At 72.5% G+C, this 23,154-nt stretch carries 17 protein-coding genes and 2 pseudogenes; 12 read left to right on the plus strand and 7 right to left on the minus strand.

Annotation, left to right across the window (positions count from 1 at the left end; translation table 11 throughout):
- Positions 1 to 5 precede the first annotated feature (5 nt).
- The 4 genes and pseudogenes from BJY16_RS07640 to BJY16_RS07660 all read left to right on the plus strand — a co-directional run bounded on the left by BJY16_RS07640 (position 6) and on the right by BJY16_RS07660 (position 6,924).
- Positions 6 to 248: a MoaD/ThiS family protein gene (locus BJY16_RS07640; RefSeq protein ID WP_275408071.1), complete on the plus strand. Its 243-nt coding sequence runs from the start codon at positions 6 to 8 to the stop codon at positions 246 to 248.
- Between the two features lie 522 nt (positions 249 to 770).
- Positions 771 to 1,451, plus strand: coding sequence for a 4a-hydroxytetrahydrobiopterin dehydratase family protein (locus BJY16_RS07645; protein ID WP_185038395.1), 681 nt, complete (start codon positions 771 to 773; stop codon positions 1,449 to 1,451).
- A gap of 1,466 nt (positions 1,452 to 2,917) precedes the next feature.
- Positions 2,918 to 3,733 (plus strand): annotated as a pseudogene (locus BJY16_RS07655) (metallophosphoesterase); the annotation flags it as partial.
- A gap of 65 nt (positions 3,734 to 3,798) precedes the next feature.
- On the plus strand, positions 3,799 to 6,924 hold the full coding sequence (locus BJY16_RS07660; protein ID WP_185038396.1) for a UvrD-helicase domain-containing protein: 3,126 nt from the start codon (positions 3,799 to 3,801) through the stop codon (positions 6,922 to 6,924).
- Between the two features lie 44 nt (positions 6,925 to 6,968).
- Here BJY16_RS07660 and BJY16_RS07665 read toward each other — a convergent pair whose 3' ends face one another.
- Positions 6,969 to 7,523: a prepilin peptidase gene (locus BJY16_RS07665; RefSeq protein WP_239177489.1), complete on the minus strand. Its 555-nt coding sequence runs from the start codon at positions 7,521 to 7,523 to the stop codon at positions 6,969 to 6,971.
- A gap of 127 nt (positions 7,524 to 7,650) precedes the next feature.
- Here BJY16_RS07665 and BJY16_RS07670 point away from each other — a divergent pair, with 127 nt between their 5' ends.
- From BJY16_RS07670 to BJY16_RS07685, 4 genes are all read left to right on the plus strand, one after another.
- Complete coding sequence (locus BJY16_RS07670; RefSeq protein WP_185038397.1) at positions 7,651 to 8,295, plus strand: LppU/SCO3897 family protein; 645 nt, start codon at positions 7,651 to 7,653, stop codon at positions 8,293 to 8,295.
- A 101-nt stretch (positions 8,296 to 8,396) separates the two neighbouring features.
- Positions 8,397 to 9,602, plus strand: a complete 1,206-nt coding sequence (locus BJY16_RS07675; RefSeq protein WP_185038398.1) for an ATP-binding protein — start codon at positions 8,397 to 8,399, stop codon at positions 9,600 to 9,602.
- Positions 9,603 to 9,630: 28 nt separating this feature from the next.
- Positions 9,631 to 10,209: a DoxX family membrane protein gene (locus BJY16_RS07680; RefSeq protein WP_185038399.1), complete on the plus strand. Its 579-nt coding sequence runs from the start codon at positions 9,631 to 9,633 to the stop codon at positions 10,207 to 10,209.
- A gap of 207 nt (positions 10,210 to 10,416) precedes the next feature.
- On the plus strand, positions 10,417 to 11,691 hold the full coding sequence (locus tag BJY16_RS07685) for a glycosyltransferase 87 family protein (protein WP_185038400.1): 1,275 nt from the start codon (positions 10,417 to 10,419) through the stop codon (positions 11,689 to 11,691).
- Here the strand turns inward: BJY16_RS07685 and BJY16_RS07690 are convergent.
- The 4 genes from BJY16_RS07690 to moaC are packed head-to-tail and all read right to left on the minus strand — an operon-like array spanning position 11,678 to position 14,335.
- Positions 11,678 to 12,097: a molybdenum cofactor biosynthesis protein MoaE gene (locus BJY16_RS07690; protein WP_185038401.1), complete on the minus strand. Its 420-nt coding sequence runs from the start codon at positions 12,095 to 12,097 to the stop codon at positions 11,678 to 11,680. The genes BJY16_RS07685 and BJY16_RS07690 overlap by 14 nt on opposite strands.
- Positions 12,094 to 13,320, minus strand: coding sequence for a molybdopterin molybdotransferase MoeA (locus tag BJY16_RS07695; RefSeq protein WP_185038402.1), 1,227 nt, complete (start codon positions 13,318 to 13,320; stop codon positions 12,094 to 12,096). The genes BJY16_RS07690 and BJY16_RS07695 overlap by 4 nt, the downstream gene beginning before the upstream one ends.
- Positions 13,321 to 13,373: 53 nt before the next feature.
- On the minus strand, positions 13,374 to 13,871 hold the full coding sequence (locus tag BJY16_RS07700) for a MogA/MoaB family molybdenum cofactor biosynthesis protein (RefSeq protein ID WP_185046323.1): 498 nt from the start codon (positions 13,869 to 13,871) through the stop codon (positions 13,374 to 13,376).
- Positions 13,844 to 14,335 carry a cyclic pyranopterin monophosphate synthase MoaC gene (gene moaC / locus BJY16_RS07705; protein WP_185038403.1) on the minus strand — a complete coding sequence of 164 codons (492 nt, stop codon included), beginning with the start codon at positions 14,333 to 14,335 and terminating at the stop codon, positions 13,844 to 13,846. Before moaC ends, BJY16_RS07700 begins: the two co-directional genes overlap by 28 nt.
- A gap of 462 nt (positions 14,336 to 14,797) precedes the next feature.
- Between moaC and BJY16_RS07710 the strand changes: the two genes are divergently transcribed.
- Complete coding sequence (locus BJY16_RS07710) at positions 14,798 to 17,326, plus strand: putative bifunctional diguanylate cyclase/phosphodiesterase (RefSeq protein ID WP_185038404.1); 2,529 nt, start codon at positions 14,798 to 14,800, stop codon at positions 17,324 to 17,326.
- Between the two features lie 160 nt (positions 17,327 to 17,486).
- Here BJY16_RS07710 and BJY16_RS07715 read toward each other — a convergent pair whose 3' ends face one another.
- Complete coding sequence (locus tag BJY16_RS07715; protein WP_185046992.1) at positions 17,487 to 17,765, minus strand: hypothetical protein; 279 nt, start codon at positions 17,763 to 17,765, stop codon at positions 17,487 to 17,489.
- A gap of 85 nt (positions 17,766 to 17,850) precedes the next feature.
- On the opposite strand from BJY16_RS07715, the pseudogene BJY16_RS07720 reads away from it, so the two are divergent.
- The 3 genes and pseudogenes from BJY16_RS07720 to BJY16_RS07730 all read left to right on the plus strand — a co-directional run.
- Positions 17,851 to 18,903 (plus strand): annotated as a pseudogene (locus BJY16_RS07720) (glycosyltransferase 87 family protein); the annotation flags it as partial.
- 1 nt (position 18,904) lies between these two features.
- Positions 18,905 to 19,306 (plus strand): TFIIB-type zinc ribbon-containing protein, encoded by a 402-nt coding sequence (locus BJY16_RS07725; RefSeq protein ID WP_239177487.1) that lies wholly within the window; start codon positions 18,905 to 18,907, stop codon positions 19,304 to 19,306.
- A gap of 1,401 nt (positions 19,307 to 20,707) precedes the next feature.
- Positions 20,708 to 21,049 carry a YbaB/EbfC family nucleoid-associated protein gene (locus tag BJY16_RS07730; protein WP_185038405.1) on the plus strand — a complete coding sequence of 114 codons (342 nt, stop codon included), beginning with the start codon at positions 20,708 to 20,710 and terminating at the stop codon, positions 21,047 to 21,049.
- A 449-nt stretch (positions 21,050 to 21,498) separates the two neighbouring features.
- Here the strand turns inward: BJY16_RS07730 and dnaB are convergent, their stop codons facing one another.
- Positions 21,499 to 22,980, minus strand: coding sequence for a replicative DNA helicase (gene dnaB / locus BJY16_RS07735; RefSeq protein ID WP_221501916.1), 1,482 nt, complete (start codon positions 22,978 to 22,980; stop codon positions 21,499 to 21,501).
- Between the last annotated feature and the right edge of the window lie 174 nt (positions 22,981 to 23,154).

The raw sequence follows: 23,154 nt of genomic DNA on the forward strand, positions 1-23,154 counted from the left end.
CGACTGTGCTGACCGTTCGCTATTTCGCCGGGGCTCGGGCCGCGGCGGGTGGGGTGACCAGCGAGGAGATCGCGGCGGGGTCGCTGGAGGAGCTGGCGCGGGTGCTCACCGATCGGCATGGGGAGCGGCTCGGGCTGGTGATGAAGGCGGCGAGCTTCCTGGTGGACGGGCTGACCTGTCACGACCGGCGGGCGGTGCTGCCGGCGGGGGCGACGGTGGATGTCCTGCCGCCCTTTGCCGGGGGCTGACCAGCGCGCACGGCACTTCCTGCCACCGGTCGCTTGGCACCGGTCGCTTGACACCGGTCGCTTGACACCGGTCGCTTGACACCGGTCGCGCAGAGGGCTGGCCGGCCGCTCAGAACCGGTCGCGGGAGACCGCGACAACTCTGGCGGGTCTCCTCCGGGTCCGCCGCTGACCGCGGCCAGTGTCATCGATCATGAGGGCGGCGGCTGACGGACGCCATCGGGTGGTGCCGTTGTTGTTCTTCGCACGGGCTTCGGCGGCGGCTTGGTGGGTTTCGGATCGCCACCCGGTCGTCACCGCACGGCTGGACCGTGCTGGTCGGCGCTGCTGGACGGTCGGCCAGCTGTCGGCGGATCTCGTCCGGCGTCATCGCCACGAGTCTCGGCGGCGGCCGCGTCGACGTCCGGTCTGTTGTTCGTCACGCCACCTCCAGCGGTCTCGGAGGGCGCGGTTTTGTCGTACCCCTCCGGCAGGATTCGGGGTGCTCCGGGGGAGTCATCGGCGAGTCAGCGAGGGAGGCCGGCGTGGTTCGGGTGGTGAGTCGGGCGGAGGCGTCCGCGGCGGTTCTCGACGGGGGGTGGCGGTTCCTGCTGGGCACGTTGCAGAGTGCCGTTCCGGTCGCCTCGCTGGCCGCCGGGGCTGAGGTCGTCACCGCCGCGATCCGGGCCGCCGGCGAGCACGCCGACGGGCACCTGCGGGCCGACCTGCGCGCCGACCGGGTGGTGCTCAGCCTGCAGACGCTCCGGCTCGCGTCGCTGACCAGCCGGGACATCCAGCTGGCCCACCAGATCTCGGCCGCGCTGGCCGAGCTCGGGCATTCGACCGGGTCCCAGGCCGGGCAGCGAGCGGTGCAGATGCTGGAGCTGGCGATCGACGCGTTGGACATCGCAGCGATCCGCCCGTTCTGGAAAGCGGCGCTCGGTTACACCCACGAGCCGTCGGCGGACGGGCCGACCGATCCGATCGTCGACCCGGCCGGGCAGGGGCCGGCGATCTGGTTCCAGCGGATGACCGAGCCACGGCCGCAGCGCAACCGGATCCATTTCGATCTCTGTGTTCCGCACGACGAGGTGGCTGGGCGGATCGCGGCGGCCCTGGCGGCCGGGGGACGGCTGGTTTCCGATCGGCGGGCTCCGGCGTTCTGGATCCTGGCGGATGCGGAAGGCAACGAGATCTGCCTGACCACCTGGCAGGGGCGCGACTGAGCGGTCGGATCGCTGTCCGTGACGGCGAGTTGTTTGTCGAGCCGGGCTGGGCGGCCCGACAGTGCTCCGGCACACCGCATCGCGTGAGGCGAGTCGGGCGGTGTGCGGCGCACAGGGGTGCGGGGGGTGCGGTGGGCTTGGTCGGCGACGCAGACGGGCGGTGTTCGGCTGGCACGGTGGGGTGAGACGGGTCAGGTTGCGCCGCGGACCGGCGTGCGGAGCACGCGGTGGGCTCGACGCGAGACGGGTCAGGCTGTGCTGTGCGCCGCGGACAGGGGTGCGGGGCGTGCGGCGGGCTCGGTCGGCGACGCAGACGGGCGGTGTTCGGCTGGCGCGGTGGGGTGAGACGGGTCAGGTTGCGCTGCGGACCGGCGTGCGGGGTGTGCGGTGGGCTCGGCTCGGTGGGGTGCGACGGGGTTGGGCGGTGCGGCGGACAGGGGTGTGCGGGGCGTGCGGTGGGCTCGGCTCGGTGAGGTGCGACGGGCTGGGCTTGGGCGGTTGACGGAGTTGGGTGGGGGCGCGGCCGGAAGGGTTCGGGTGGATCAGGGAGACTTGGCGTGCGGCGGGGAGGCCGCGCTTGGGGAGGAGTCCGGGTGGCAGCGTTCTTCGCGGTGATCCTGCTGGTCATCGTTCTGATCCACCTCTACCTGTACAAGCGCCTGGTGCAAGACCCGCTGCGGCCGGGCCGGGCACGCCGGGTGGGCACGGTGATCACCGCCGTCCTCATCCTGCTGGTGCCGGCGACGCTGATCGGGGTGCGGTCCGGGCACGTGAAGTGGCTGGCCTGGCCGGGCTACCTGTGGATCGCCCTGATGTTCTACCTGCTCGTCACGCTGCTGGTGCTGGAGATCCCGCGGCTGATCGTGCGGCTGACGTGGGTGCGCCGCGGGCGTACCGAGAAGGGGTCGGAAGCGAAGCCGGCCCGACGCGAACCGGCGGATGCCGGGGCCCGTTCTGCCGCGGGCGCACCGGCCGCGACGAGCGACGAGGCGCCGGCCGAGAAGACGCCGACTCTGGCGAGCGCGGCCGCCAACGCGGGCCCGCTCGCCGAGATCCGCCCAGTGACCGAGACGAGCACACCGGGCCCGGGAAGCGCCGCAGGGCCGGGAAGCGCCGCAGGGCCGGCAAGCGCCGCAGGGCCGGCAAGCGCCGCAGGGCCGGCAAGCGCCGCAGGGCCGGCAAGCGCCGCAGGGCCGGCAAGCGCCGCAGGGCCGGCAAGCGCCGCAGGGCCGGCAAGCGCCGCAGGGCCGGCAAGCGCCGCAGGGCCGGCAAGCGCCGCAGGGCCGGCAAGCGCCGCAGGGCCGGCAAGCGCCGCGGGCACGGAAGACACCACGGGCGCGGGAGGCGCGAGAGCTCAAGGCGCGCGCGAGGGAAGCCCGGACGCGGGTGGAGCGGATGGCTCTGATGGCGGGACGGGGTCGTCGGGTGAGGCCGGCACGGCCGGGGGTCAAGACGGCGGCGGGATGGATCGGCGGCTGGTGCTGGCTCGGGGGGCGGCGATCTTTGCGGGGCTGACGGCGGCGAGTGTGACCGGCTATGGGATTCGGACGGCTACCGGGGCGCCTCGGATCGACCGGGTGCGGATTCCGATTGCCCAGCTGCCCCGGTCCATGGAGGGGACGAGGCTGGCCGTGGTGTCCGACATTCACCTCGGGCCACTGACCGGAATCGGTCACACGGAGCGCATCACGCGGGTGATCAATTCGGTGAACGCGGACCTGGTGTGCGTCGTCGGCGATCTCGTCGACGGCAGTGTCGCGGAACTGGGACGGCTCGCCGAGCCGCTGCGCGGGATCGAGTCGCGGCACGGCGCCTACTTCGTGACCGGCAACCACGAGTACTACTCCGGCTATCAGGAGTGGATCGACGAGGTGGCCGAGCTGGGCATGCGCCCGCTGCGCAACGAGCGGGTCGAGATCGACGGGCTTGACCTGGCCGGGGTCAACGACCTGGGTGGGGAGGAGCACGGTGATCCGGCCGATTTCGGCAAGGCGCTCGGTGACCGGGACACCGGCCGGCCGGTCGTGCTGATGGCGCATCAGCCGCTGGCCGCGAAACAGGCCGCGCCCTACGGCGTGGATCTCCAGGTCTCCGGGCACACCCACGGCGGCCAGATGGCGCCGTTCAACTTCCTCGTGAAGGTGCAGCAACCGGTAGTCTCCGGCTTCGGACGGGTGGACGGCGTGCCGGTTTACGTGACCAACGGCGCGGGTTTCTGGGGCCCACCGGTCCGCGTGGGCGCGCCGCCGCAGGTCACGGTGGTCGAACTCCGCGTGGCGTAACTCATCAAGATCGGTAAGTGTGTTTGAGCGTGGCGATTCTTGCCGGAACCGACGGCCGTGACAGGATGCGAGACGTGGAGGTCAGCCCGGACACATACGTCGCGGACCTACACATTCACTCGCGATACTCGCGGGCCTGCAGTCGCGATCTGACCCTGCCCAACCTGGCCTGGTGGGCACGGCGCAAGGGCATCGCCCTGCTGGGCACCGGTGACTTCACCCACCCGGCGTGGTTCGAGCACCTCCGGGAGAGCCTCGATCCGGCCGAGCCCGGCCTCTACCGGCTGAACGACGAGCAGCCGGTCACCCAGCGCCTGCCCGGCTCGCTCAAGGGCACCGCGCCGGCCCGGTTCATGCTCAGCGTGGAGATCTCCACGATCTACAAGCGGGACGACCGCACCCGCAAGGTGCACCATTTGCTGTACGCGCCGGACTTCGAGTCGGCCGCGCGGATCAACACCGCACTGGGCCGGATCGGCAACCTGACCGCCGACGGCCGTCCGATCCTCGGCCTGGACTCCCGCGACCTGCTGGAGATCACCCTGGAGGCCGGCGGCTATCTGATCCCGGCGCACATCTGGACGCCGTGGTTCTCCGCGCTCGGCTCCAAGTCCGGCTTCGACGCGATCGCCGACTGCTACGCCGACCTGGCCGACCACATCACCGCGGTGGAGACCGGCCTCTCCTCCGACCCGGCGATGAACTGGCGGGTTTCCAGCCTGGACCGCTACCGCCTGGTCTCGAACTCGGACGCGCACTCGCCCGGTGCCCTGGCCCGCGAGGCCACCCTGTTCACCGGCACCCCGGACTACTTCGCGGTGCGCGACGGCGTCGGCCTGGCCGGCACCCTGGAGTTCTTCCCGGAGGAGGGCAAGTACCACGCCGACGGCCACCGCGCCTGCGGCGTGAACTGGGAGCCGGAGCGCACCCGGGAGGCCGGCGGCCGCTGCCCGGAGTGCGGTCGCCCACTGACCGTCGGCGTGCTCAGCCGGGTCGAGGACCTGGCCGACCGCCCGGCCGACTTCACCAAGGACACGCACGTCGAGCACCTGATCCAGCTGCACGAGATCCTCGGCGAGATCCACGGTGTCGGCCCCAAGTCGAAGACCGTCGAGTCGCAGCTCAACCACCTGGTCGCCACGCTCGGCGCGGAGCTGGACATCCTCCGCAAGGTCCCGGTCGACGAGATCGGCAGGGCCGGCGGCGACGAGCTGCGCGAGGCGATCACCCGGCTGCGGCGCGGCGACGTGCGGCGGGTCCCGGGCTACGACGGCGAGTACGGCGTGATCACCCTCTTCGAGCCGGGCGAGTTGCGCAACCGCACCAGCGCGCCGCAGGTGGAGACCCTTTTCGACATGCTCCCGATGGAGAAGTCGAAGCCGGCGGTCAAGGAGGAGAAGCCGAAGCCGAAGGCCAAACCGGCGAAGGAGAAGCCGGCCCCGCCGCCGATCGCCCCGCCGCCCAGCCCGCACGAGCCGTTCGAGCCGATGCTGGCCGGCATGGAGGAGGTCGGCACCGGCCTGCTGGACCGGCTCGACGCGATGCAGCGGGTGGCCGCGTCCGCGCCGGGCGGGCCGCTGCTGATCGTGGCCGGCCCGGGCACCGGCAAGACCCGCACGCTGACCCACCGGATCGCCTATCTCTGCGCCGAGCTGGGCGTCTTCCCGGAGCGCTGCCTGGCGATCACCTTCACCCGGCGGGCCGCGGCCGAGCTGCGCGAGCGGCTGGAGAGCCTGCTCGGCGACGTGGCCGAGGACATCACCGTGGGCACCTTCCACGCGCTGGGCCTGACCATCCTGAAGGAGAACGCCAAGGCGGCCGGCTTGGGCGCCGGCTGGCGGATCGCCGAGGAGCCGGAGCAGAAAGCGGCCCGCGAGCAGGCCGGCGAGGACGACACGGCGTACCGGAAATTGTTGCGCCAGCAGGACCTGGTCGATCTGGACGACCTGATCAGCGTCCCGGTGACGCTGCTGCGCGAGGACGCCGCGCTGGTCGAGCGGTACCGGAAGCGCTGGCAGTGGATCTTCGTCGACGAGTACCAGGACGTCGACGAGCTGCAATATGAGTTGCTCCGCCTGCTCTCCCCGGCGGACGGCAACCTGTGCGCGATCGGCGACCCGGACCAGGCGATCTACTCGTTCCGCGGCGCGGACGTGCGCTACTTCCTCCGCTTCAACCAGGACTTCGTGGACGCCCGGCTGGTCCGGCTGACCCGCAACTACCGGTCCTCGGCGCCGATCCTGGCCGCCGCGGTGCAGGCCATCGCCCCGTCGTCGCTGGTCCGCGGCCGTCGGCTGGACCCGGCCCGGCTGGACCCGGAGGCGCCGCTGGTCGGCCGCTACCCGGCGCGCAGCGTCGCGGACGAGGCCGACTTCGTGGTCCGGACCATCGACGAGCTGGTCGGCGGCCTGTCCCACCGGTCGCTGGACTCGGGCCGGGTGGATTCCCGCGCGGCCGTCGCCGGCACCCTCTCGTTCTCCGACATCGCGGTGCTCTACCGCACCGACTCGCAGTCCGGTCCGATCCTGGACGCGCTGCTGCGGGCCGGCGTGCCGGTGCAGAAGCGCTCGCACAACCGGCTGCGGGACCGGGCCGGCGTCGAGGTGATCGCCCGCGAGCTGCGGCACGCCGGCGGGCTGGGCGGCTCGCTGGCCGCCCGGGTGAAGCTGTCCGCCCAGGTGCTGGCTCAGCGCTACGCGGCGCCGACACTGGACGGCGGCCAGCTCACCCCGGAGGACATCTGGTCGGCGGCCGACCTGCTCACCCCGCTGGCCCAGCGGGTGGGCGACGACCTGCCGCAGTTCCTGCAACAGCTGGAGACCGGCGCCGAGGTGGACGCGCTGGATCCGCGCGCCGAGGCGGTCAACCTGCTCACCCTGCACGCCGCGAAGGGCCTGGAGTTCCCGGTGGTCTTCCTGGTCGGCTGCGAGGACGGGCTGCTGCCGCTGCGCTGGCCCGGGTCGACGCCGTCCGAGGAGGAGATCGCCGAGGAGCGGCGGCTGTTCTTCGTCGGTCTGACCCGGGCGCAGGACCGGCTCTACGTGAGCTACGCGGCGAAGCGGTCCCGGCACGGCAGCGAGCGGGAGCAGCAGCCGACGCCGTTCCTCGACGTGATCGATTCCGGCCTGTTCGAGCGGCTGGGCGAGGCAGCCCCGGCCCGGCCGAAGGATCGGCAGCTCAGGCTGCTGTGACGAGGCGGCCGAAGTAACGGCGGAGCGGCCGCGGGGCCGGCAGCTCAGGCTGCTGTGAGCAGTCCGGCCAGCGCCCCGAGCAGCAGCGCGGGCCCGAACGGGAAGATCCGGCGGCGCCGGGTGGCCAGCAGCACCACGGCCACCCCGCCGCCGATCAGGTGCGCCGCGAGCAGCGCGGCGAGCACCGCCGGCCAGCCCGCGACCAGGCCGACCAGCAGCGCCAGCACCGCGCCGAGCTTCACGTCGCCGAGCCCGAGCCCGCGGCCCGGCAGCAGCGCGATCAGCAGGTAGCCGGCGCCGACCAGCAGCGCGGCGAGCAGCGCCGGGCCGATCCGGGCCGGGGCGAGCAGGGCGAGCGGCAGCCCGGCACCGGCCGCCAGGGCGCCGACGAGCCGGTCGGGCAGCCGCAGCGTGCGCAGGTCGATCACGGCGAGCAGCACGCCGATCTCGACGCCGAACAGCAGGACCGGCAGCTGCGGGACCGGCCCGAGCCGGGCCGCCAGGAGCGCGGCGGCCAGCAGCGCGGCGAGAGCGCCGGCGAAGCACCGGCCGGCCGGGAAGACCACCGGCACCATCAAGATCACAAGCGGTAACCACACGATCCGGCAAGGTAACGGCCCGGCCGGGCGAACGCAGGTCGGGTTGTGGACAACCCCGGCCGATGTGATGTGTCCACAGGCGATTCCGGCACCGTCGGCGCAGGCCGCGCACGCTACCGTGACAGGCATGTCGCACAACGGCCCGCACTCCGGCCCGCCCTGGTCCGGCGGACGCCCCGAGGAGCCGTACGCGGAGCCCTCCGACCCGTGGGGGGAGAACAGCCGCGCCCTGCACGACCCGGCCTGGGACGCCGCCCCGATCCCGCACCAGCAGTACCCGGCGCAGCCGGCCTGGCAGCCGTCCGCGCCGCCACCGCCGCCACCACCACCGGCGCCGGAGCGGGGCGGGCGCCGCGGCATCGCGATGGGCGCCCTGATCGCGGTGCTCAGCGTGCTGCTCGGCGGCGGCCTGGCCACCACGGTGTGGTACCTGCTGGGTCGCAAGGACGACGGCGGCACCCCGGCGGCCAGCGCGACCACCGCCGCGGCGGTCACCGTGCCGCGCCCGCAGACCAGCGCCGACGCCCGGTTCGCCGCCAAGGGTCAGTGTGTCCGCAACGAGGGCACCAACACCGAGCCGGAGCTGCGCATCGTCACCTGCACGACGAACACCTTCGAGGTGTTGAAGCGGATCGACGGCCGGACCACCGGGGAAAAGGACGCGGTCGCCAAGTGCGGCAAGGTGCCCGGTTACACCAAGTGGTACTACTACGACACCGAGTACGACGACGTCGACTTCGTGCTCTGTCTCCGCGAGTACCCGGCTCAGTAGGTCGCTCTAGCGGACTCTAGCGGCAGAGCTAGACAGCTTTAGAGCGACATATCGAGCGGACTCTAGCGTTCGTCCTAGATGGCCCGATACGGTGCTACGTCATGGATCCGGTGCGGAACCCGTATGCCCCCGGCGCCGGTCAGCGCCCGCCCGAGCTGGCCGGACGCGGCCGTGAGCTGGACGCCTTCGACATCGTCCTGGAGCGGGTGGCCCGCGGCCGCCCGGAGCGCAGCCTGGTCCTCACCGGCCTGCGCGGGGTCGGCAAGACGGTGCTGCTCAACACGCTGCGCTCGGCCGCGATCGGCCGGCTGTGGGGCACCGGCAAGATCGAGGCGCGGCCCGACCAGTCGCTGCGCCGCCCGGTCTCCGGCGCACTGCACATGGCGATCCGCGAGCTGGCCCCGCACCACCGCGACCCGGAGCGGGTGGACGAGGTGCTCGGCGTGCTCAAGGCGTTCGCGCTGCGGGCCAACGACGCGAACGGCAAGATCCGGGACCGCTGGGCGCCGGGCATCGACGTGCCGCCGGCGCGCGGCCGGGCCGACTCCGGCGACATCGAGATCGACCTGGTCGAGCTCTTCACCGACGCGGCGTCGCTGGCCACCGACGTGGGCACCGGGATCGCCCTGTTCATCGACGAGATGCAGGACCTGAGCGCGACCGACGTGTCGGCGCTCTGCGCGGCCTGCCACGAGCTGTCCCAGCTCGGCGCGCCGCTGATCGTGGTCGGCGCCGGGCTGCCGCACCTGCCCGCGGTGCTGTCCGCCGCCAAGTCGTACTCCGAGCGGCTGTTCCGCTACCAGCGGATCGACCGGCTGGATCGGGACGCGGCCGACTACGCGCTCGCGGTGCCGGCCGAGCGCGAGGACGTGGACTACGAGCAGGAGGCGCTGGACCTGCTCTACGAGAAGTCCGGCGGGTATCCGTACTTCGTGCAGGCGTACGGCAAGGCCACCTGGGACCACGCGCCGCAGTCGCCGATCACCGCGGACGACGTCCGGGTCGCCGCGCCGGAGGCGGAGAGCGAGCTGGCGGTCGGCTTCTTCGGCTCCCGCTTCGAGCGGGCCACCCCGGCCGAGCGGGAGTACATGCGGGCGATGGCCGCGCTCTCCAACGATCCGGGCAACGACATGGACGCCGCGGTGCCGACCTCGGACATCGCCGTGGCGCTCGGCCGCAAGCCGGCCAGCCTCTCCCCGGCCCGGGACGCGCTGATCAAAAAAGGACTCATCTACTCCGGCGAGCGGGGCACGGTGGCGTTCACCGTCCCGCACTTCGGTCGCTACCTCAGAACGCAGCCGGTGTGATCTTCCTCGGACGGGTATAAGGGATCTCATGAAGCCCGTCCGCACCGCCGCCCGAGCCATGCTCGCCTCGATCTTCGTGATCAGCGGGGTCCGCGTGCTGATCAATCCCGGTGAGGCCCGCGTCCAGGCCGCCCGCCGGGTCACCGACCGGCTCACCCCGCTGCTGGAAAAGGCCGATCCACGGCTGCCCACCGACCCGCGGACGCTGGTCCGGGCCAAGGCCGCCAGCGACGTGGTGGCCGGTCTGGCCCTGGCCACCGGCCGGTTCACCCGGCCGGCCGCCGCGGTGCTGGCCGCCGGGCTGGTGCCGACCACGGTCGCCGGCCATCCGTTCTGGGCCGTGCCCCGGGACCGCCGGCCCGATCAGCAGATCCACTTCCTGAAAAATCTCGGTCTGCTCGGCGGCCTGCTGCTCGCCGCGGTCGACACCGAGGGCGAGCCGGGCCTGCGCTACCGCACCGTGCACGCGGTCGACCGCGGTCAGCGCTCGGTCAGCCGCGTGGTGGACCGGTCGCAGCGGTCGGTGCGGCGCGCCGCCCGGACCGCGAAGCGGGAGGCGAAGATCGCCGCGCTCTCCGCCGCCGCTGCCCGGAAGCTGCCCGGCTGACGAGACGCACCGGTTGCGCGCGGGCGTAATGTCCTAAATGACCGGATAACAACCTTGCGGCGACCTCTGCGTTAAAGCGAACGAGGGGCCGCACGCGGACGGTCTGCGCCTTCACCGCTCGCTTCCGCCCGGCTACAAACCCGCCACCACGTGACCCGCGCGGTGGCGGGCCGTGCCGCGCCCGGAGGACGAGACAGGGGTCGCGGCATGCCGGTCAGTCAGAAACGCGCGCTTCGCGCCGCGCCGATCAGGTCCGTCCTGGTGGCGGTGGGCGGGTTGGTCACCCTTGCGCTGGTCGCGCTCTTCCTTTCCCGGTACGGCCTGAGCGCCCTCGCCGTCACCCACGCCGCGGTGCGCGACTGGCTGGGCGGGGCCGAGCTCTACGCGTACCGGGAACCGGTGAGCCGGGCCGGCGCCGCACTGCCGCCCGCACTCGCCATCCTCCTCGCGCCGCTCGCCCTGTTGCCGCTGAAGGCGGCCGGCTGGCTCCTCGCCCTGGCCGGCGTCGCGGCGCTGCTGCTGGCCGCGGTGGTGCTGGCCGGCCCGATCGCCCGCCGGCACGGTCGCCGCCGCACCCCGCTGGTCCTCGGCGTCGCCGCGCTCGCCCTGCTCACCGAGCCGGTCCGGGCCGCGCTCGGCGAGGGACGCCCGGAGCTGCTGCTGTTCGGCCTGGTGGTGGCCGACCTGGTGGCGCTGCGGTGGCTGCGGGCCGGCCGGGCCCGGCGCGCGCCGTGGTGGCCGGCCGATCAGTCGCGGCCGCTGACCGACCGGGTGCGGCGGGGTTGGGCGGACGGGAGCTGGGCCGGGATCGGCAGCGGGCTGGCCGCGGCGTTCGCGGTGACCCCGCTCTTCTTCCTGGCCGGCCTGCTGGTGCTGGGTCAGCGGCGGGCCGCGCTGACCGCGCTGACCACGGCGGTCACCGTGACCCTGGCCGGGCTGCTGTTCGCCCCGCGGGAGACGCTGGCCTGGTTCGGCGGCACGCTGTGGAAGCTGAACCGCACCGAGCCGCTGACCGACCCCGGCAACCAGGCCCTGGCCGGCGTGCTGGCCCGGCTGGACAGCTGCCCGGCGCCGCCGGTCCTGGTCTGGCTGTCGCTCGGGGCGCTGCTGCTGGCGGTCGGCCTGATCCGGGCCCGGTCGGCGCTCGCCGCGGGCGACGAGGTGGCCGCGTTCACCCTGATCGGGCTGGCCGCGGCGGCCTTCGGCCCGATGAGCCCGCCGGCCGAGCTGATCTGGCTGCTGCCCGCGCTGCTGGTCCTCGCCGACAGCACCCGGCGCCGCCGGCGCGCTCTGACCGTCGCCGGGTACGCCCTGCTGGTCGCGCCGGTCCCGGTCCTGCTCGGCTGGAACGTGCCGGCCTTCGCGCTGATCGTGCTGACCGGCGCCCTGCCCTGGCGGACCGCGCCGGTCCCGGCACCGGCCGCGCCACGCCGGCGCGCCGCCATCCCGGTCCCCCGGGGCGGCCGGGTCACGGGCAGTTGACCCACTCCTCCTGACCGTCCAGGAAGACCTGACGTTTCCAGATCGGCAGGCGGGCCTTCACCTCGTCGACCAGCCGGGCGCAGGCCTCGAAGGCGGCGGCCCGGTGGGCGGTGCTGACCGAGGCGACCAGCGCCACGTCACCGATCTGCAGGGTGCCGATCCGGTGCGAGACGGCGACCGCGTAGACCGCCGGGTCGGCGGCGATCTCCTCGGCCACCTCGCGGAGGATCGCGGCGGCGGTCGGGTGACCCTCGTATTCCAGCAGGGTGACGTCACGCCCGTGGTCGTGGTCGCGGACCACACCCTGGAAGGAGACCACCGCACCGGCCCGGCGGTCGGCCACCGCGGCCTCGTGGGCGGCCAGGTCCAGCGGGGCGTCCAGGACCTCGGCGAGGGTGACGGTCATGCGCGCTCCCCGGGCAGCAGCGGAAGGGGCAGGAACGGGACCGGGTCACCGGCGGCCACCTTGACGCCGGGCCGGACCACGACGAAACCGTGGGCGTTGGCGAGACCGCGCAGCATCGCCGAGCCGACGTGCCCGACCGGGGTGGCGACCCGGCCGGTCGGGTCGAGGGCGGCCAGCGCCAGGTGGGTGTCGCGGCCGCGGCCGGCGACCGGGATGGCCGCCTCGACCTGCGGCAGCTCGGCCCGGAACGGCCGGCCGGACAGCCCGTCGAGCAGCGGCGCGACCAGGCTGACCAGGGCGATCACCGCGGACTGCGGGTTGCCCGGGAGGCCGGCCAGGAAGCGCGCGCGGCCGTCCGGCCCGGGGACCCGGGCGAGCAGCATCGGGAAGCCGGGGCGCACGCCGACGGTGTTGACCACATAGTCCGCGCCGAGCTCGGCGAGCGACGGGTGCAAATGGTCGACCGGGCCGTGCATGGTGCCGCCGGTGGTGCAGACCACGTCGGCGGTCTCCAGGGCGGCCCGGATCGCGGCCAGATGCGCCGCCAGGGTGTCCTGGACCGGGCCGTCGACCGAGGTCACCGTGGCGCCGCAGCGGCGCAGCCAGCCGGGGACCTGCGGGCCGAGCGAGTCGCGGACCCGGCCGGCGCCGGGCGGGCCGGCGGTGAGCAGCTCGTCGCCGAAGACCAGGAGGGCGGCGCGCGGCTCGGGGCGCACGGTCAGCGTCTCGTATCCACAGGTGGCCGCGACGCCGATGACCGCCGGGTCGACCGGGGTGCCGGCCGGCAACAGCTCCTCGCCCGCGGCGGCCTCCTCGCCGGGCAGGCGCCACTCCGGAGCGGGCCGCGGAGTGCCGGTGACCAGGCCGTCCGCGCCGGTGGCGGACTCCTCGACGCGGATCAGGGCGGCGGCGCCCTCGGGCACCATGGCGCCGGTGGCGATCTCGACGCAGGTGCCGTCGCCGGTCAGCGGCGGCGGCGTGCCACCGGCCAGCACCCGCCCGACCGGCCGCCACGGGCCGGCGCCGCGCACCGCCCAGCCGTCGATGCTGGAGGTCGGGAAGGCGGGCAGGGCGGTGAGGGCACGCAACGGCTCGGCCAGGGTGCGGCCGTCACCGGCTGCCAAGGGGATCCGCTCGGCGCCGGCCGAGGCGGCGAGACCGGCCTGATAGGCCAGCTCCCGAGCCTGGTCCCAGCCGACCGGGGGATTCACGTCAGCGCTCACCGGTCGAGCGTAGTCCGCGGGCCGGCGCCGGTGGATCACGTGGGTGCGCGGCCCTAGTGGTCGCCGCCCCGGATCTGGTCGACGGTGTGCTGGAGCAGGGGACCGAGGACCGCGAGACCGTCCTTGGCGCCGCCGGTCGAGCCGGGCAGGTTGACGATCAGGGTGCGGCCGGCGACGCCGGCCAGGCCGCGGGAGAGGGCGGCGGCCGGCACCCGGTCCCGGCTGTGCGCGCGGATCGCCTCGGCGATGCCGGGGATCTCGAAGTCGAGCAGCGGGCGGGTCGCCTCGGGGGTCCGATCGGTCGGGGTGACGCCGGTGCCGCCGCTGGTCAGGACCACGTCGACGCCGTCCTGGACGGCCGCCCGGAGCGCCTCGGCGACCGGATCGCCGTCCGGCACCACGACCGGATCGGTCACCTCGCACCCCAGCTCGCGCAGGCCGGCGACCAGGCGGGGGCCGCTGGTGTCGGCGTAGACGCCGGCGGCCGCGCGGTTCGACGCGACGATCACCCGGGCGCGGATCGTCACGGCCGGTCCTCCGGGCGTACCCAGAGTCCGGTCTTGCCGCCCTCCTTGCGGATCACCCGGACCGCGTCCAGGCTGGCGGCCGGATCCACCGCCTTGATCATGTCGATCATCGCGAGGCCGGCGGTGGCCACCGCGGTGAGCGCCTCCATCTCGACGCCGGTCCGGTCCGCGGTCTTGGTCACCGCGGTGATCTCCACCACGTCCGCGCCGAGCTCCAGCTCCACGGTGACCCCGTGCAGCCCGATCGGGTGACACAGCGGCACCAGATCCGGGGTGCGTTTGGCGCCCATGATCCCGGCCAGCCGGGCCACCGCGAGGGCGTCGCCCTTGGGCAGGTCGCCGCCCCGCAACAGCTCGATCACCCGGCTGGTGGTGTGCACCTGACCAGCCGCGACGGCCCGGCGGTCGCTCACCGCCTTGGCGGACACGTCGACCATCCGGGCGGCGCCGGTCTCGTCGACATGGGTGAGATGTGTTTCCTGGGGCATACCGGGAGCTTATAGAGCGATGCCGGAAACCGCGTTCGCATCGCCGCCGAGCTGGCTTCACACTTTGTCCATACCGGCTCCGTACCGTCTCCAGTTACTGCTCAGGGACCCTGCCCGGGGTATTGAAAATAGAAATCGGAACGGTTTTTCATCGCTTTCCGTCGCCATTGGGAAACCGTCAGTAACGATCCCTGGAATCGTTCCCGCATTATGCGCATAACGACACGATCTACTGGAAATCGGAAAGATCGCAGCCTAGCGTCGATCTCGTCGCGACGGACACCCCGCCGGCTCGTTGAAGACCCGGCCACCACTGAGCGGATTTCCGCACCAATGAGGATGAGGAGAACGCCATGCGCGGCGGCGACTGGATCTGAAAAAGACAGTGATGCGCAAAACGGCGCAGATGAATAGCCTTGAACCCTGAGCGACAGCTCAGTTGCGTTCGGCGACAAGGACACCATGCCTGACACCGGCATCAACGACGACGCGACCGATCGGCGGCTCCGGCTGCTCATCGGTCTCGTCGTCGTTCTGGGCCTCGGCGCCTCCGCCGCCTGGGCCCACCAGGCCTATCTGCATCCCGGCCCGGTCCCGCCGCTCGGCTTGCTGGCCCTGCTCGGCGGCACGGTGATCGCGGCGTACCGGCTCCGGGTCTCGGTCCGGGTGCGATCCGGCCGCGAGGGCCTCGCCTGGGACGAGATCCCGGCCCTGGTCGGCCTGATGCTGATTCCGGCGCCCTGGGTGGTGCTCTGCGCCACGGTCAGCGTCCTGGTCCTCAAGATCTGGGACCGGCCCGGCCTCCGCAAGACCGTCTTCGCGACGGCCAAGGAGGCGCTGACGGTCAGTGCGGCGGGCGCCGTCTTCGCGGCGTTCGGGGTCCGTCCCGACCTCTCCACCCCGCAGGTCCCGGTGCTCGCCGTCCTCACTGGCCTGGTCGTCTTCACCCTGGTCGACCAGTTGGTCTTCCTCCCGGTGCTGGCGACCGACAACCGGACCAGCATCCTGCGCGTCGCCCGGCGCAGCTGGATCGGCAAGATCATCGGCTTCCTCGGCGAGCTCGGCGCCTGCCTGCTCGCCCTCTGGGTGCTCACCTCCCACGCGAACGTGCTGCTTCTCCTGGTCGTCCCGCTCGTTGTTGCTTGCATGCAGCTGTGGCAGTCCCGCAGTTCCCGGACCCGCGAGGAGCGCGAGGCGTGGCAGCGCCTGGCGAAGGCCACCGACGAGCTGAACGCCGTCGACCTCACCCAGGTGCTGCACTCCGCGGCCACCCGGGCCGCGCAGATCTTCCGCGCCGCCGAGGCGGCCATCGACCTGACCGCGGCCGGACCCGGCCGCACCGTGCTCGCCACCGAGGAGCGGGTCCTCGCCGACGGCCCGCTGTCGGTGGCGCCGGCTCGCACCGGCGACACCAGCGTGGACCTGATCGCGCACGACGGCGGCGTCCGGGTCGGGGTGCTCCGGCTGCGCTTCGGAGGCGCGGTCCGGCTCACCGAGGTGGAGGAGTACAAGCTGCGCACCTTCGCCTCGGCGGTGTGCACCGCGATCCGGAACGCGCAGGCGTACGCCGAGCTGGCCCGGATCGCCGCGGAGAACGCCTACGCCGCGGCCCACGACCCGCTCACCGGGCTGGCCAACCGCCGCCAGTTCTACGAGCGCGCCGAGCAGCTGTGCCACGACGTGGCGCCGGACGGCCTGGTCGCCCTGATGATCATCGACTTGAACCACTTCAAGGAGGTCAACGACACCCTCGGCCACGCCGCCGGTGACGACGTGCTCCGCGAGGTGGCCCGCCGGCTCAGCGAGGCCGCCGCGCCCGGCGACCTGGTGGCCCGGCTCGGCGGGGACGAGTTCGCCGTGCTGCTCACCGGTCTGCCCACGCCCGCGCTGGCCAACCACCGGGCCGGCACGATGCTCGCCGCGCTGGAGCCGGGCATCGAGGTCGAAGGCATGGTGATCACCGTGGAGGCGGCCGGCGGGATCGCGCTGGCGGCCGGCACGGGCAGCGCCGAGGAGTTGATGCGCCGCGCCGACATCGCCATGTACCAGGCGAAACGCGCCGGCGAGCCGACCATGAGCTACACCCACGCCCGGGACACCGCGGATGTCGAGCGGCTGATGCTGACCGGCGAGCTGCGCCGCGCGGTCGACAAGCAGGAGTTCACCGTCGACTTCCAGCCGATCGTCGACCTGGGCAGCGGCGAGGTGATCTCGGCCGAGGCACTGGCCCGGTGGCACCACCCCGGCCAGGGCAACCTCGACCCGCTCCGATTCCTCGAGACGGTGGAGCGCTCCGGCCAGCTGCCGGCCTTCGCCGACGCGGTCCTGGACCAGTCGCTGGAGGCCATGCGGACCTGGCGGGAGGCCGGGTTCGACCTGCCGGTGGCGGTCAACGTGTCGCCGCGCAGCCTGCTCGACCCGGACTTCCCGGCCGCTGTGCTCGGCCGGCTGGAGCGGCACGACGTGCCGGCCGACCGGCTGGTCCTGGAGCTGGCCGAGACGCTCACCATCAGCCAGCTCGACGTGGTCGCCCGGGTGCTGGCCGAGCTGCGCAACGCCGGGGTGCGACTGGCCGTCGACGACTTCGGCACCGGGGTCTCCTCGCTGTCGGTGCTCTCCCGCATCCCGGTGCACCAACTCAAGATCGATTCGGAGTTCGTCGCCGCGGTGGAGACCTCGGCGGAGGCGGCCGCGGTGATCCGGACGACCGTGGACCTCGCCCGCAACCTGCATCTGACGGTGGTGGCCGAGGGCGTGGAGAGCGAGCCGCAGCGTCGGGCACTGTGGGAGCTGGGCTGTCTGGCCGGGCAGGGGCACCTGTTCGCGCGGCCGCTGTCGGCGGCGCGGTTCCTCGGCACGCTGCAGCGTGGATCGGCCGGGCGGCCGGGTGCGCTGGCGGCGGCGTTGCACGACGCCGGGTCGGTGGTGCGGATGCCGGTCCGCCGGTCGTCCGGACCGGGGAGATCTCCTCTGCCACACTTGCCGGCGTGACGAAGACCGCCGGCGGCTTGCTCGGGCGCATCGACCGGGCGGCCGGTGGACTCGCGGCCGACCTCGGGTTGTATCTGGTGTCGGCGTTGTTCGCGCTGGTCACCGGGCTGACGTCGACGTTGCTGCCGCATCGGGCGTGGGGCTTGATCGCGGCGTGCGGCTATGCGGTCGCCGCGGTGCTGGTGGTCGCGCAGCTGACGCTCTCCCGCCGAGCGGAACGGGCGGGCGCTGCCGTGTCGGACGCTTCGCCTTCCGGTGCGTCCACCGCTTCGCCTTCCGGCGCGTCCACCGCCTCGCCTTCCGGTGCGTCCACCGCCTCGCCTTCCGGCGCGTCCACCGCTTCGCCGGTGGCATCGCGTACCGCCGCCACCTCGACGCACACCTCGGAAGTGGATGGCTCGGAGACCTCGTCACTCAAGTCCGCCAGCGCGCCGCCCACGCCGTTGCCAGCTACCTCGGGGCGCGGTGACTTGTCGGGCGACGGCGCTCACCTCGTACCCAAATCGGATTTTTCGGTTTTTGCTCTTGCGGGTGATCGGTTTCGGGTCTGGCTGGCGTGGCTGACGTGGGCGGCGGTGGCGCTGCTGCCGCTGGTCGTCGAGGCGGTCCAGCGGGCCGGCGGACGCACCGACCGGGCGCAGGAAGAGGTGCCGGTCGTCGAGGCGATGGGGAAATCGCTGGTCGAGCACGGCACGCCCTATCTGAGCCGGGCCGACATCGCCGCCCTGCCGATCGACGAACGGCTGCTCGGCTATCGCCCCTACCAGCCCGGAATGGCGATCTTCGGGCTGCCGCGGGCGCTCGCCGGTGATCATTGGTGGACTGACGCGCGGGTCTGGTTCGCGATCACCGCGGTGCTCGCGGTCGGCTTGGCCGTCGCGGTCCTGCGTCCCTTCACCCCCTTCCCGGTACGCGCGATCCAGGCAGCCACCGTCCTGCCGGTGACCGCACTCACCCTGGCCACCGGCGGCGACGACATCCCGGTGCTCGCGCTCTGCCTGCTCGCCCTGGCCCTCGCCGCCACCGGACGGTTCGCTTGGGCCGGCGTGGCGGTCGGGATCGCGGCCGCCGCCAAGCTGTTCGCCCTCCCGGTCGTGGCGGTGCTGGTGGTGCTGGCCGTGGTGGCCGGACGCGGCCGGCGGCTGATCCCGTTCGCGGTCGGCCTGCCGATCCTGGCGCTGATCCCGCCGCTGCTGGTCGACTTCGACGCGCTGGTCGAGAACGTGCTCCGGTTCCCGCTTGGGCACGGACTCGTGACCAGTCCGGCGCAGTCCCCGTTCCCGGGATACCTGGTCGCCCAGCACCTGCCCGGCGGCCGACTCCTGGCCGCCGCCCTGCTCGGCGCGGCCGCGCTGGTGATCGGCTGGCTGCTGCTGCGCCGTCCGCCCCGCGACGCCGGAACCGCCGCGCTGTTCTGCGGCTGGGGACTGCTCGCGGCGATCCTGCTGATGCCGACCACCCGATTCGGTTACCTGCTCTACCCGGCCGCGCTGCTGGTCTGGGCACCCGCGCTGGTGCTCAGGAATCGCACAGCTTCTTCCGCCCCACGGCATGACACAGCCTTGTACCGTCAATGAAATGCAGATGACCTGTCCCAAGTGCCACGGCGAAATGCGGGTCTACGAGCGCAGCGGCGTCACGATCGACCAGTGCACCGAGTGCCGCGGCATCTTCCTGGACCGCGGTGAGCTGGAGAAACTCTTCGCCGCCGAGGCTACTTACAACCGTTCCGCGCCGGCACCGGGTCCGGCCGCCCACACCCCTCCGCCGCCGCCTCCCGCGCCGCACGGTGGCCACGGATATGTTCCGCCGCCCCCGCCGCCGCCGGCTTACGGGACTCCGGTGCACCACGCCCCGCCGGCCGCCCACTACCCGCCGGCGGTGCCGCACTACGGGCACCACGGGCACTACCGGCAGCCGCACTACGGGCACCACGGGCACTACCGGCGGCGCAGCTTCCTGCACGACCTGTTCGACTGACAGTTCTTCTTGGCTGACCGGGCTGCCGGGTCGGGTCGGGGTCTTCGGTTTCGGCCGGTAAGGCGCTGATTCGACCGGCGGTCCGGCACTTGGGTCGGTCCGCCGCTTTCGCCGGCGGACCGATGCCACCTTGCATGGTGTGCTGATTTGCCGGCGGTCCGCTGCTCTGATCGATCCGCGGCTCGTCCCCGCGCGGCCTCCGGCTCCGGCGGGTCCGCTGCTCGCCGCGGCGCCGCCCCCCTGCTCTGATCGGTTCGCTTCGAGCCTCGTCGTCCGCTGCCCACGCCGGCCCGCAGCCCGACCCACGTCGTCCGCCGCTCACGCCGGCCCGCAGCCCGACCCACACCCGCCGCCCACGCCGGCCTGCTGCTCGACCCACACCCGCCGCCCACGCCGGCCTGCTGCTCGACCCGCACCCGCCGCCCATGTCGGCCTGCTGCTCGACCCACACCCGCCGCCTACGCCGGTCCGCAGCTCAACCCACACCACGCGCCGCCCACGCCGGCCTGCTGCTCACCCACACCACCCGCCGCTCACGCTGGCCCTCAGCGCGGATGGCCGGTGAACACAGCCCGACGCCCTGCTCGACCCACACCACCCGTGGCCCACGCCCGGCTGCTGTTTCTAGACGCGGCCTGCTGCCCGGTAGGCGTGCTTGAGCGGCATTCCGGATCTCGCCAGCCGGCATGAGTCTTTGCTGGCGACCTGCGGCTCGCTCCGGCCCCGAGCCGGCCTGCGGGTTCTTTGTCGCTTTTGGACTTCGTTTCCGGTTTCCGGCGGCTTGCCCGCGTTCCGATCTCTGGTAACGCCGGGCGACCAATGAAGCGTTCCGGGACAGGCAGCCGCTGGGCGGTCAATGGCCGGAGCTGGCCTCCCGCGCCTACCTCACGCCGTCCCCGCTGAGCCGCCCTTGCGGCCGCTGGCTGATCGCTGCGTATGGGGCGACGGCTGGATTGGGGTAGGTGACTGTTCGGCAGTGGGAGGACCGGCCGAAATGGTGATGGACGGGGCGGAGCGCGCAATCGACGGGTCGCTCGGTGATACCTGGGCGTCCGCGAATTGGGACGGGTGCGGGACGTTACCGAGGTTGATCCGGCTGGCCGCGTTGACCGAGAGCGACCATATGGGCTTCGAGGAGCGGGGCTTCAGGGGCTCCGGGAGTGAAGCCACGACCAGCGGGTACTGATCGACTTCGTGAGTCGGGTGGGAGCTGCGGAGACAAGCCGCAGTGGGATTGATCACTCTGCGTGAGCACAAAACGGAGTCGGGCCGTCACTTTAAAGAGAACTATTTCGATAGGTCTCTCTTTTCGTTCGCGTTACGAAGTCGCTGGAATACGCAACGTCGCGGATCTTGGGTATTGTCACGTCGCCCCCTGTCGCGGCGAACGGAGGAAGAACCGTGACTGAAACAGCTGATCGCACGGCGAACCAGGACCTGCGAAACGACTTGGAAGACGTCTACGGACGGTATGAGGAAATGCGCTCCGGAGTGGACGAACTCCAGCGCAGTCTGGCCACCATGCAGGTGAGCGCGCAGTCGCCGGACGGCGCCGTGCAGGCCACCGTGAACGCCGACGGGGATCTCGTCGGTCTGCGCCTGGACCAGCAGGCCTGCCGGGAGTGGGACGTCGAGACGCTGGCCCGGGTGATCGTCGAGACGGTGCAGAGCGCGTCGGCCGGCAAGCACCGCCAGGTCGAGCAGCTGGTGACCACCCATCGCGTGCCGGACGAGGCGGCCTGACCGATCCGCGGTGAGCCGCCACCGAGCGGCTTCGACCGATGCCGGTGCACGCCGGTCGGGGGCCGCGGCCCAGTGCCGCGACCCGGCGTGCCACCGCATCCGCGGAGATTCTGGCGATGAACGCCCGCTTCGAGCGGGAGCACCCTACAAACGCCCGCTCGGAGCGGGCACACCCCACAAAGGACTACCAGCCGACACTTCGGTCGGCGCATCTCCTGCCGCCGCCCTGCACCTCAACGCCGCATGCGGGATCAGAGCGTTGCGGAGACAAGCAAGCTCGGTAGACCTACGACAGCCGGCACGCGACCGCGGCAGAGTACGAGTCGGCGGACGGTGCCGATGACCACGGACAGGTGCTCACGTCGTACCCCAAAGGGGGTGGCGTGGGGCGGCAGCGACCGCGCGCCTGCCCACGGCCCCTTCGTCGCCGCCGGAGGCACAACGGGCCACTAGATGGCCATGTCGACGAAGCGGGACAGGTGCAGCTGCGCCGCCACCGTGATCGTGTCGGTCGGGCCGTTACGGTGCTTGGCCACGATGAAGTCGGCCTCGCCGGCGCGCGGCGACTCCTTGTCGTAGTAGTCGTCGCGGTGCAGCAGGATCACCACGTCGGCGTCCTGCTCGATGGAGCCGGACTCACGCAGGTCGGACAGCTGCGGGCGCTTGTCGGTGCGCTGCTCGGGACCACGGTTCAGCTGGCTGACGCCGATCACCGGGCACTCGATCTCCTTGGCCAGCAGCTTGAGGCCACGGGACAGCTCGGAGACCTCCTGCTGACGGCTCTCCGTCTTCTTCGGCGAGGACATCAGCTGGAGATAGTCGATGACCAGCATCTTCAGGTTGTGCCGCTGCTTGAGCCGGCGGGCCTTGGCGCGGATCTCCATGAGGTTCATGTTGGGCGTGTCGTCGACGAAGATCGGCGCCTCGCTGATCTCGCCCATCCGGCGGGCCAGCTTGGTCCAGTCGTCGTCGGAGAGCTGGCCGGACCGGAGGGTGTGCAGCGGCACCCGCGCCTCGGCGGAGAGCAGCCGCATCACCATCTCGATCTTGCTCATTTCCAGCGAGAAGATGGCGCTGGCGCAGCCGTGCCGGATCGCCGCGTTGCGCGCGAAGTCCATGCTCGCGGTCGACTTGCCGAGACCGGGTCGCCCGGCCACGATGATCAGCTGGCCCGGGTGCAGGCCGTTGAGCAGGCGGTCGAGGTCTTGGAAACCGGTCGGGACGCCCTGCATCACGCCGCCGGAGGCGCCCACCGCCTCGATCTCGTCGAGCGTCGGCTGCAGCATGTCGCCGAGCGCGGCGAAATCCTCGCTGACCCGTTTCTCGGTGATCTCGTAGATGGTCTGCTGGGCCCGGTCGACGATGTCGTCGACATCACCACCGGCGTTGCCGTTCGCGTTGTAGCCCAACTGCACGATCTTGGTGCCGGCCTCGACCAGGCGGCGCAGGATCGCCCGGTCGGCGACGATGCGCGCGTAGTAGGACGCGTTGGCGGCGGTCGGCACGCTCTCGATCAGCGTGTGCAGATAGGGCACGCCGCCGATCCGCTGCAGGTCGCCGCTGTCGGCCAGGGCCGCCGCCACGGTCAGCGCGTCGGCCGGCTCACCCCGCCCGTAGAGGTCGAGGATGACGTCGAAGATGGTGCCGTGGATCGGCCGGTAGAAGTCGTGGGTCTTGAGGATCTCCACCACGTCGGCGATCGCGTCCTTGGAGAGCAGCATGCCGCCCAGCACGCCCTGCTCGGCCGCGACGTCCTGCGGGGGCGCCTTGTCATAGGCGCCGCTGCTCGGCGCGCCGCCACCGCCGCCGCGGGGCGAACCACCGCTCTGGGGTCCCCCGGTCGGCTGAGATGAGGGACGTGGATCCGGCCGTGCGTCGTCGGTGATCGACACCGGGACATCCCCCCAAACTGACCATGCCGACAGGACCATCGAACAACCCTCGTACGACTCCTTCGGCCGGTTCGCACCCGACTTCAGCAGATCCGGTCGATCAGAGGGCGGGACCACTGTACGAACCCGGCCGCCACCAGCCCAACTGCCACGGTGGACGAGTCTTGGGACAACCTGTGGACAGGACGCTCCCAGCTGTGGGCAGGCCTGTGC

It is taken from the genome of Actinoplanes octamycinicus (genome assembly GCF_014205225.1).
GTDB lineage: Bacteria > Actinomycetota > Actinomycetes > Mycobacteriales > Micromonosporaceae > Actinoplanes > Actinoplanes octamycinicus.